Annotated in this window: 8 protein-coding genes; 2 read left to right on the forward strand and 6 right to left on the reverse strand. The window is 73.0% G+C overall.

Annotated features, from left to right (window positions below; all coding sequences use genetic code 11):
* The 6 genes from thrB to argS form a co-directional block, all read right to left on the reverse strand.
* On the reverse strand, positions 1 to 834 hold an 834-nt coding region (gene thrB / locus AC1DY2_RS09975; RefSeq protein ID WP_476762279.1), incomplete at its 3' end, for a homoserine kinase.
* Positions 831 to 1928 carry a threonine synthase gene (gene thrC / locus AC1DY2_RS09980; protein ID WP_476762280.1) on the reverse strand — a complete coding sequence of 366 codons (1098 nt, stop codon included), beginning with the start codon at positions 1926 to 1928 and terminating at the stop codon, positions 831 to 833. The genes thrC and thrB, both read right to left, overlap by 4 nt.
* Positions 1925 to 3235: a homoserine dehydrogenase gene (locus tag AC1DY2_RS09985; RefSeq protein ID WP_309973031.1), complete on the reverse strand. Its 1311-nt coding sequence runs from the start codon at positions 3233 to 3235 to the stop codon at positions 1925 to 1927. Before AC1DY2_RS09985 ends, thrC begins: the two co-directional genes overlap by 4 nt.
* Positions 3232 to 4653 (reverse strand): diaminopimelate decarboxylase, encoded by a 1422-nt coding sequence (lysA, locus tag AC1DY2_RS09990; RefSeq protein ID WP_476762281.1) that lies wholly within the window; start codon positions 4651 to 4653, stop codon positions 3232 to 3234. The genes AC1DY2_RS09985 and lysA overlap by 4 nt, the downstream gene beginning before the upstream one ends.
* Before the next feature lie 201 nt (positions 4654 to 4854).
* The gene (locus AC1DY2_RS09995) at positions 4855 to 5847 is read right to left on the reverse strand and encodes an LmeA family phospholipid-binding protein (protein WP_476762282.1); all 993 of its coding nucleotides are present in this window, start codon (positions 5845 to 5847) and stop codon (positions 4855 to 4857) included.
* Positions 5844 to 7520: an arginine--tRNA ligase gene (gene argS / locus AC1DY2_RS10000; protein WP_476762283.1), complete on the reverse strand. Its 1677-nt coding sequence runs from the start codon at positions 7518 to 7520 to the stop codon at positions 5844 to 5846. Before argS ends, AC1DY2_RS09995 begins: the two co-directional genes overlap by 4 nt.
* Positions 7521 to 7559: 39 nt before the next feature.
* Between argS and AC1DY2_RS10005 the strand changes: the two genes are divergently transcribed.
* Positions 7560 to 8186 (forward strand): iron ABC transporter ATP-binding protein, encoded by a 627-nt coding sequence (locus tag AC1DY2_RS10005; protein ID WP_476762284.1) that lies wholly within the window; start codon positions 7560 to 7562, stop codon positions 8184 to 8186.
* Positions 8187 to 8197: 11 nt separating this feature from the next.
* Positions 8198 to 9152 (forward strand): ROK family transcriptional regulator (locus tag AC1DY2_RS10010; RefSeq protein ID WP_476762285.1); only part of this gene is annotated, 955 nt, incomplete at its 3' end.

A 9152-nucleotide genomic window follows, 5' to 3' on the forward strand; every position in this document is an offset into this window, starting at 1 on the left:
CACGAGGATCGACGGGCCGGCACCGGACACCACGGCAGGATGCCCCGCGGCACGGAGCAGCCGGATGAGCCGGTCGGTCTCCGGCATGGCCTGCGCGCGGTAGTTCTGGTGCAGCTTGTCCTCCGTCGCCTGGAGCAGCAGCTCCGGGCTCTGGATGAGCGCCGCCACGAGGAGCGCCGACCGGGACACGTTGAAGACGGCGTCGGAGTGCGGCACCGACTCGGGCTGGAGCGACCGCGCGAGCGCCGTGGACATCTCGTGTTCGGGCACCAGCACCAGTGGCGAGACGCCCCGGTGCACGATGAGCTTCTTGTGGCGCGGCCCCTCGGGGGTGACCCACGCGATCGTCAGGCCGCCGAACAGCGCCGGCGCGACGTTGTCGGGGTGGCCCTCGAGTTCGGTCGCGAGCTCGAGGAGCTCGTCGGGCGTGAAGGACACGACCCCGTCGAGCAGTCCCCTCGCCGCCATCACGCCGGCGACGATCGCGGCGCCCGAGGAGCCGAGTCCGCGGCCGTGCGGGATCGCGTTGTGCGCCTCGAGGCGGATGGTGGGCATCGGCACGCCCGCGTACGCGAAGGTGTGCGCCATGGCGCGCACGACGAGGTGCGACTCGTCGAGCGGCACCTCGCCCGCGCCGACGCCGTGCACCTCGATGAGGTGCGCCGGTGCATCGATCGCCTCGACGTCGAGCTCGTCGTAACGCGCGAGCGCGAGGCCGAGGGTGTCGAAGCCGGGGCCGAGGTTCGCCGACGTCGCCGGCACCTTCACGTGCACCCGGCGGCCGATGAGCGAGGCCTCCACGGCTCCGCCCGGCACGACCGCGGCGCTCGTCATGACGTGAGTCCGAGCACCTGGGCGATCTGCGCGGTGTCGACCGGCACCACCGTGGGCTGCACGTCCGAGCCGTCTGCGGTGCGCAGGGCCCACTGGGGGTCCTTCAGTCCGTGGCCCGTGACGGTCAGCACGACGCGGGCGCCCGCGGGCACCACCCCGGCCGCCGAGCGCTCGAGGAGTCCGGCGACGCTGATCGCCGACGCGGGCTCGACGAAGATGCCGACCTCGGCCGAGAGGATGCGCTGCGCCTCGAGGATCTTGTCGTCGTCGATGGCCCCGAAGTAGCCGCCCGACTCGTCGCGCGCCTGCAGGGCGAGCTCCCACGACGCGGGATTGCCGATGCGGATGGCGCTCGCGATCGTGTCGGGGTCGCGGACGACCTCGCCGCGCACGATGGGTGCGGAGCCGGACGCCTGGAAGCCGAACATGCGAGGCAGCCGCGTCGCGTTGCCCGCCGCGATGTCCTCGCGGTAGCCGCGCGTGTACGCGGTGTAGTTGCCGGCGTTGCCGACGGGGATGAAGTGGAAGTCGGGCGCGTCGCCGAGCACCTCGACGACCTCGAACGCGGCGGTCTTCTGCCCCTCGATGCGGTCGTTGTTCACCGAGTTCACGAGGTGCACCGGGTAGTTGGCGGCGAGGTCGCGGGCGATGTCGAGGCAGTCGTCGAAGTTGCCCTGCACCTGCAGCAGCTCCGCGTTGTGCGCGATGGCCTGGCTCAGCTTGCCCATGGCGATCTTGCCCTCGGGCACCAGCACCGCGGCCTTGATGCCGGCGTGCGTCGCGTAGGCGGCGGCCGATGCGGACGTGTTGCCGGTGGACGCGCAGATCACGACCTTCGCGCCGCCCTCGACGGCCTTCGTCACGGCCATCGTCATGCCGCGGTCCTTGAACGAGCCGGTCGGGTTCATGCCCTCGAACTTCACCCACACGTCGGCGCCGGTGCGGCGCGAGAGTGCGGGAGCCGGGAGCAGCGGCGTGCCGCCCTCACCGAGGGTGACGACGGGCGTGGCATCCGTGACGTCGAGCCGGTCGGCGTACTCGCGGATGACGCCGCGCCACTGGCGCGACCCTGCCTTGGGGGTGGGGTGGTTCACACTGCTCCTTCGACTCGGAGGACGGACGCGACGGATGCGACGACTGGGCTCTGGGCGAGGGCGGCGACGGTCTCGGCGAGCGCGGACTCCTTCGCCTCATGCGTCCCGATGACCAGCGTAGCCCGCTCGGCCTCGCCGCTGACGCTCTGCTGCAACTGCTCGACCGAGACGCCGTGCTCGGCGAACACGTGCGCGATCTGCTCGAGCACCCCGCGCTCGTCGGCGACCTCGAGCGTGATCGCGTAGCGCGTGGTGATGCGGCCGATGTCGAGCACGGGAAGCTCGGCGTGGGTGGACTCGGCGGTGCCGGGGCCGCCGATGACGTGGCGCCTCGCGATGGCCACGAGGTCGCCGAGCACGGCGGAGGCGGTCTGCACTCCCCCGGCGCCGGCGCCGTAGAACATGAGCGGACCGGCCGCTGCGGCCTCGACGAACACGGCGTTGTTGGCGCCGTGCACGGCGGCCAGCGGGTGGCTGCGGGGCACGAGCGCCGGGTAGACGCGGGCGGACACGCCCTCCTCGCCGGTCTCGTCGTCGACGAGCCGTTCGCAGATCGCGAGGAGCTTCACGACGAAGCCCGCCCGTCGAGCCGAGTCGACCTGCTCCGCGGTGACGCCCGTGATGCCCTCGCGGTGCACGGCGTCGACCGGCACGCTCGTGTGGAACGCGAGGCTCGCGAGGATCGCGGCCTTCTGCGCCGCGTCGTAGCCGCCGATGTCGGCCGTGGGATCGGCCTCGGCGTAGCCGAGCTCGGTCGCCGTGGCGAGGGCGTCCTCGAGGGAGGCGCCCGTGGTGTCCATGCGGTCGAGGATGAAGTTCGTCGTGCCGTTCACGATGCCGAGGATGCGCTCGATGCGGTCGCCGGCGAGGCTGTCGCGGAGCGGCCGGATGATCGGGATCGCCCCACCCACTGCCGCCTCGTACGAGAGCTGCGCGCCGACCTGCTCCGCCGCGGCGAAGAGTTCGGGGCCGTGGTTGGCGAGCAGCGCCTTGTTGCCGGTGACCACGTCGGCGCCGGAGGCGATCGCGGCCAGCACGAGCGTGCGGGCCGGCTCGATGCCGCCCATCAGCTCGATCACGATGTCGGAGCCGAGGATGAGCGCCTCGGCGTCGGTGGTGAGCAGCTCGGCCGGGAGGTCGGCGTCGCGCCTGGCGGCCGGGTCGCGCACGGCGATGCCGACGAGCTCGATACGGGCGCCGATGCGCTGCGTGAGCTCGTCCGAGTGCTCGAGGAGCAGCCGCGCGACCTGCGACCCCACTGATCCGGCGCCCAGGAGTCCCACTCGGATGGTGCGGTACTCGATCATGCGTGAGCCCCTTCTGCGGCGTCGGAGCGGTCGGATGCCTCGAGGCCGGCGTCACGGGCGAGGAGGTCGGCCTCGGTCTCACCGCGGACGATGACGCGCGCCACCCCGTCGCGCACGGCGACGACCGCCGGCCGGGGCACATGGTTGTAGTTGTTGGCCAGCGACCAGCAGTACGCGCCGGTGGCGGCGACCGCGAGGAGGTCGCCGGGCGTCACGTCGTGCGGCAGGTACTCGGCATCGACCACGATGTCGCCCGATTCGCAGTGCTTGCCCGCGATGCGGAAGAGGGCGGGCGGGGCATCCGACTCGCGGGAGGCGATGCGGGCCGAGTAGTGCGCGCCGTAGAGGGCCGTGCGCAGGTTGTCGCTCATGCCGCCGTCGACCGAGGCGTAGTGGCGCCAGCCGCCCTCGATCGGCACAGGCTTGACCGTGCCGACGGTGTAGAGGGTGACGCCGGCGGTGCCGACGACGGAGCGGCCCGGCTCGAACGCCAGCTTCGGCAGCGGCACGCCGTGCACGCGGCATCCGGACGCGACGGCCTCGGCGATGCCGAGCGCGATCTCCTCGATGGGGGTCGGGTCGTCGGCGGCCGTGTAGGCGATGCCGAAGCCGCCGCCGAGGTTCAGCTCGGGCAGCGGGCTCACGCGCGCGAGCTCGGCGTGCGCGGCGAGCAGTCGCTCGGCCGACTCGGCGAATCCGGCGGACTCGAAGATCTGGGATCCGATGTGGCAGTGCAGGCCGAGGAAGTCGAGCGAGGCGTGCGACCGGATGCGCGTGCCGAGCTCCACGGCGCGGTCGAGCGAGACGCCGAACTTCTGGTCCTCGTGCGACGTCGCCAGGAACTCGTGCGTCGACGCGTGCACGCCGCTGTTCACCCGAAGGCGCACCCGCTGGACGAGACCGGCCCGCGCGGCGGCCTCCGCGACCCGCTCCATCTCCACCTCGCTGTCGATGACGATCGTGCCGACGCCGGCGGCGACCGCCCGCTCGATCTCGGCCACCGACTTGTTGTTGCCGTGGAAGCCGATGCGCGCGGGGTCCGCCCCCGCGGCGAGCGCGATGGCGAGCTCGCCGCCGGTGCACACGTCGACCCCGAGCCCGGCCTCGGTCACCCAGCGGACGATGGCGCCGGAGAGGAACGCCTTGCCCGCGTAGTACACGGTCGCAGAGGTGCCGACGGATGCCGCAGCCGCCTGCAGCGCGGCGAGCATGCGAGCCGCACGGGCCCGCACGTCGGCCTCGTCGACGACGTACAGCGGCGTGCCGAACCGCTCGGCGAGTTCGGTGACCGGGAGCCCGCCCAGCACGAGTCGGCCGTCGGCGTCGCGGTGGGCGCGCTCGGGCCACACCTTCGGTGCGAGGGCGTTGGCGTCATCGGGCGTGCGGAGCCATGGGGGTGCTGCGTCGGTGGATGCCACGGGGAAACCTCAACGTGATGCGGAGAATCGACGGGGTCGCTCGCGGCGAGCGAACCCGGATTGGTTCCTGAAGCCTGCTGCGTACCGCCCTTGTGGGGCGGCCTTGCCCGCGAGTCTATCGAGGCCCCGGTGGCCCGCCGAAATCGGGTGACGGACCGCGTCGTGCCCGGCCGCGGGTCCGCCGCGGGCACGCATGGCCGATCAGCGGGCGGGGCAGGAGCCCGTCTGCGAGAGCGTGGCCTGGTCGAGGCGCAGGCCGTCGCCCTCGAGCGTGACCACCGCGCCGGTCGGGGCGACCGCGATCTGCTGCACCTCGACGCCCTCGGGAAGGTACTGGGCGACGCACACGGGCACCGGGTCGTCGCCGAGCAGGCGGTCGACGAGGCCCGACACGTCGAACGAGCCGCCGCCGCTGCCGAGCTCCACGCCGACCGGCTCGAGCAGCACCGTGTCGCCCGCCGCGGTGGGCCGCGCCGTGACCGTGTAGTCGATCGGGAAGCCGAGCAGGCTCACGGAACCGGTGTAGCCGACGGTGCCGTCGCCGAACGTCAGGTCGCCGTCGACGCCCTCGATGCCCTGCGAGGCCACAAGCTGGTTGACCGCCTCGGGCGACGCCTGGATGGTGGCGGTCAGCTGCCCGACCGGCGACGCGAGGTCGACGGGAACGTCTTGGGCGACCACGTCGACGCTGACCGGCACGCCCTGCACGGCGAGCGCGGGGGCCGAGAGCTCCACCTGCTCCATGCTGCCCGAGAGGTACTGCGCGAGCACCGAGAAGCCGCCGATCGTGACGTCGACGTCGCCGCTCACCTCGTCGGGCAGGTTCGCCTGGATCTCCTGGGCGACGCGGGCCTCGGCGACGTTGCGGATGACGATGTCGGCGACCACGACGAGCGCGACGAGGGCGACCACGATCGCGATCACGGTGATCCAGACGCGGGCGGCGCGAGAGAGCCGGCGGCGCCGGGGCGCGGCATCGGCGTCGGCGTCGGCATCGGCGTCGGCCTCAGCGACCGTGGGATCCGCGGACGGCGCGGGTGCAGCGGCCGGGGCGGGCGCGGCCGGGGTGGCAGTCGCGGGCGCGATGACCTCGGTCRCCTGCTCGTCGGCGGGGATCACGGCCGTGGCCCCCTGGTCGTCGGCTGCGGCATCCGTCGGCTGCGACTCGTCGTCGCGGCCCGGCCCGGCGCTCACATCCGCTCCGGAGCGGAGACGCCGAGCAGGTCGAGGCCGTTGCGGATGACCTGGCCCGTCGCGTCGTTCAGCCAGAGCCTCGTGCGATGGAGGTCGCCGATCGGTTCGTCGCCGAGGGGCAGCACCCGGCAGTTGTCGTACCAGCGGTGGTAGAGCCCGGCGAGCTCCTCGATGTAGCGCGCGACCCGGTGCGGCTCGCGCAGCTCTGCGGCCTGCACCACGATGCGCGGGAACTCCTGCAGGGCGCCGAGCAGCGCCGACTCCGTCTCGTGCCCGAGCAGCTCGGGCGCGAACGACGAGCGGTCGAGGCCGACGGATGCCGCGTTGCGGTCGACCGCGGCCGTGCGCGCGTGGGCGTACTGCACGTAGAAGACGGGATTGTCGTTCGTGCGACGGGTGAGGATCTCGGGGTCGATGGTGAGCGGCGAGTCGGCGGGGTAGCGCGCGAGGGTGTAGCGCAGCGCATCGGTGCCGAGCCAGGCCTGCAGGTCGTCGAGCTCGATGATGTTGCCGGCGCGCTTGGAGAGCTTGGCGCCGTTGATGCTCACGAGCTGGCCGATGAGCACTTCGATGTCCTTCTCGGGATCATCGCCCGCGGCCCCCGCGAGCGCCTTCAGGCGRTGCACGTAGCCGTGGTGGTCGGCGCCGAGGAGGTAGATCTTGTGCGCGAAGCCGCGGTCGCCCTTGTCGAGGTAGTAGGCCGCGTCGGCCGCGAAGTACGTGTAGGCGCCGTTGCTGCGGCGGATCACCCGGTCCTTGTCGTCGCCGAAGTCGGTCGTGCGCACCCACACCGCGTCGTCCTCGTCGAAGACGTGGCCCTGCGCGCGCAGGCGCTCGACGGCGGTGTCGACGTCGGACAGGCCGTCGTCGCCCTTCACCTGCAGCCGGCGCTCGCTCGTCCAGACGTCGAAGTGCACGTTGAACCGGTCGAGCGACGCGCGGATCTCGTCGAGCTGGAGCTCGTAGGCGATCTCGGTGGCGGTGTGCAGCGCGACGGCCTCGTCGAGTTCGAGGAGGTTCGGCTCGCGCTCGAGCACCCGGGCAGCGAGGTCGGCGATGTAGCTTCCCGGGTAGCCGCCCTCGGGGGCGGGCTCGCCCTTCGCGGCCGCCAGCACGGACAGGCCGAAGTTGTCCATCTGCGTGCCGGCGTCGTTGATGTAGTACTCGTTGGCGACCTCGGCACCCGCGGCACGGAGCACCCGGCCGATCGAGTCGCCGAGCGCGGCCCAGCGGGTGTGGCCGATGTGGAGGGGGCCGGTCGGGTTCGCCGAGACGAACTCGAGGTTGATGCGCGCGCCGCCGGCGAGCGAGTCGCCGTGCCCGTAGGCCGGCCCCGCGTCGACGATGGCCTTCGCGAGCGCACCCGCCGCCGCGGCATCCAGCCGGATGTTGATGAACCCCGGCCCGGCCACCTCGGCGCTCGCCACGCCGTCGATGCCGCCCAGGTCTGCGGCGAGCTCGGTGGCGATCTCGCGCGGGTTGGACCCGAGGGGCTTCGCCACCCGCATCGCGATGCTCGAGGCCCAGTCGCCGTGCTCGCGCAGCTTGGGCCGTTCGAGGGTGACCTGGGACGGCACGAGCTCCAGCTCGACCTCGGATCCGGCCTCCCGACGTCGCGCGACGAGGCCGTTCACCAGGTCGAACAGGGCACGCGAAAGATCGTCAGGAGTCACCCGCAAATCCTACCGGTCGTGGTTGGTAGGGTTCGTCACATGCCGCGCTCGCTTTCGCCCTTCCGAATCCGTTCCTCCGGCCTCGCACTGCTCGCCGCGGCATCCGTCGCGTTGCTCGCCGGCTGCACCCCCGGGCCCGCCGAACCCAGCGGGTCCGAGGCGCCGACCGGCACGGCCACGGCGTCCGCGAGCCCGACCGCCGCGCCCGAGCCGACCGAGACGGCCGAGCCCGCGATCCCGTTCGCGATCGACTGCGACGCGCTCGTCACCGCCGACCAGCTCTACGCGTTCAACCCGAACTTCGGCACCGACCCCGGCTACGAGCCGTCGGCGGCCAACGTCGTCGCCGTCGTCGAGGAGGACGAGGGCACGGCCTGCGGCTACCTCAACCAGACGAGCGGCGAGGTCATCGAGATCGCCGTCGCCACGCCGACCACCACCGCGGGCGAGGCGCGCCGCAACGCGGCCGCGACGACGAGCAAGCCCGTGCCCACCTACGGCACGCCCCCCGACGTCGAGGGGTACTTCCTGCAGGCGGGCGGCACCGGCGAGGCGCAGGTGTTCCACGGCCCCTACTGGATCGTGGTCGACTCCGCCGCGATCTTCGAGCCGGGCGACGCCCAGCAGCTCGTGACCGCCGTGCTCGGCAACCTGCCGGCGGCCTGACGGGCAGCACCGTGACGGCCAACTCCGCGACCGGCACGCCCTCCTGGCTGGGGGCCGTGAACGACCGCGCGGGCCTCGCGGTGCTCCTCGACCACGGCCCGCTCACCCGGAACCGCATCTGCGAGCTCGTCGGCGTCTCGAAGCCGACGGCGTCGCAGATGATGTCGCGCCTGCTCGCGGCCGGCTGCATCGAGGAACGCGGGACCACGTCCGGCTCGGCCGGCCGCAGTGCGGTCGTCTACGCGGCCCGCACCGACCGGCCGCTCGGAGTCGCCCTCGACCTCGACGCGTTCGAGCTCCGGGCGAGCGTCGTCGACGCGACCGGCGCCGACCGGCCGGTGATCCGCATCGAGCTGCCACGCGACCCGACCGAGCGATCCGCCGTCGAGGAGGTGTCGCGGGCGATCGCCGAGGCGAGCGCTGCGGCCGGCACGGATCCCGCCGTGGTGCACTCCATCTGCGTGGGCATCCCGGGGTACGTCGACCCCGGGCCCACGGGCGAGCTGTTCAGCGAGACCCTGCCCGGCTGGCCGGTGCGCGGACTGAAGTCGATCCTCGAGGAGGAGCTCGCGCGCTCGGTCTACGTGGAGAACGACGTGAATCTCGCGGCCGTCTCGGAGCGCGAGCACGGCGCCGGCGCGGACAGTGACGTGTTCGCCCTCCTCTGGCTCGGCAACGGCGTCGGCGCCTCGTTCGACGTCGCGGGCGACCTGCACCGCGGCAGCTTCGGCGGTGCGGGCGAGATCGGCTTCCTCCCGGTGCCCGTCGACGCGCATGCCCTCGACCCGAGCGCCCGCACCTCGCAGGACCTCGTGGGCGGGCGCGCGGTCGCGCTCCTCGCGCGTCATCACGGCCTCGACGTGCACGGCTACCATGCGGCTCGGGCCGCACTCGCGGCGCCCGACGCCGAGGCGGCACGTCGGGCGGTGTTCCACGACCTCGCCGAGCGCGTGGCCTGGGTGGCCC

Source organism: Agromyces sp. P1_H4, from assembly GCF_056405255.1.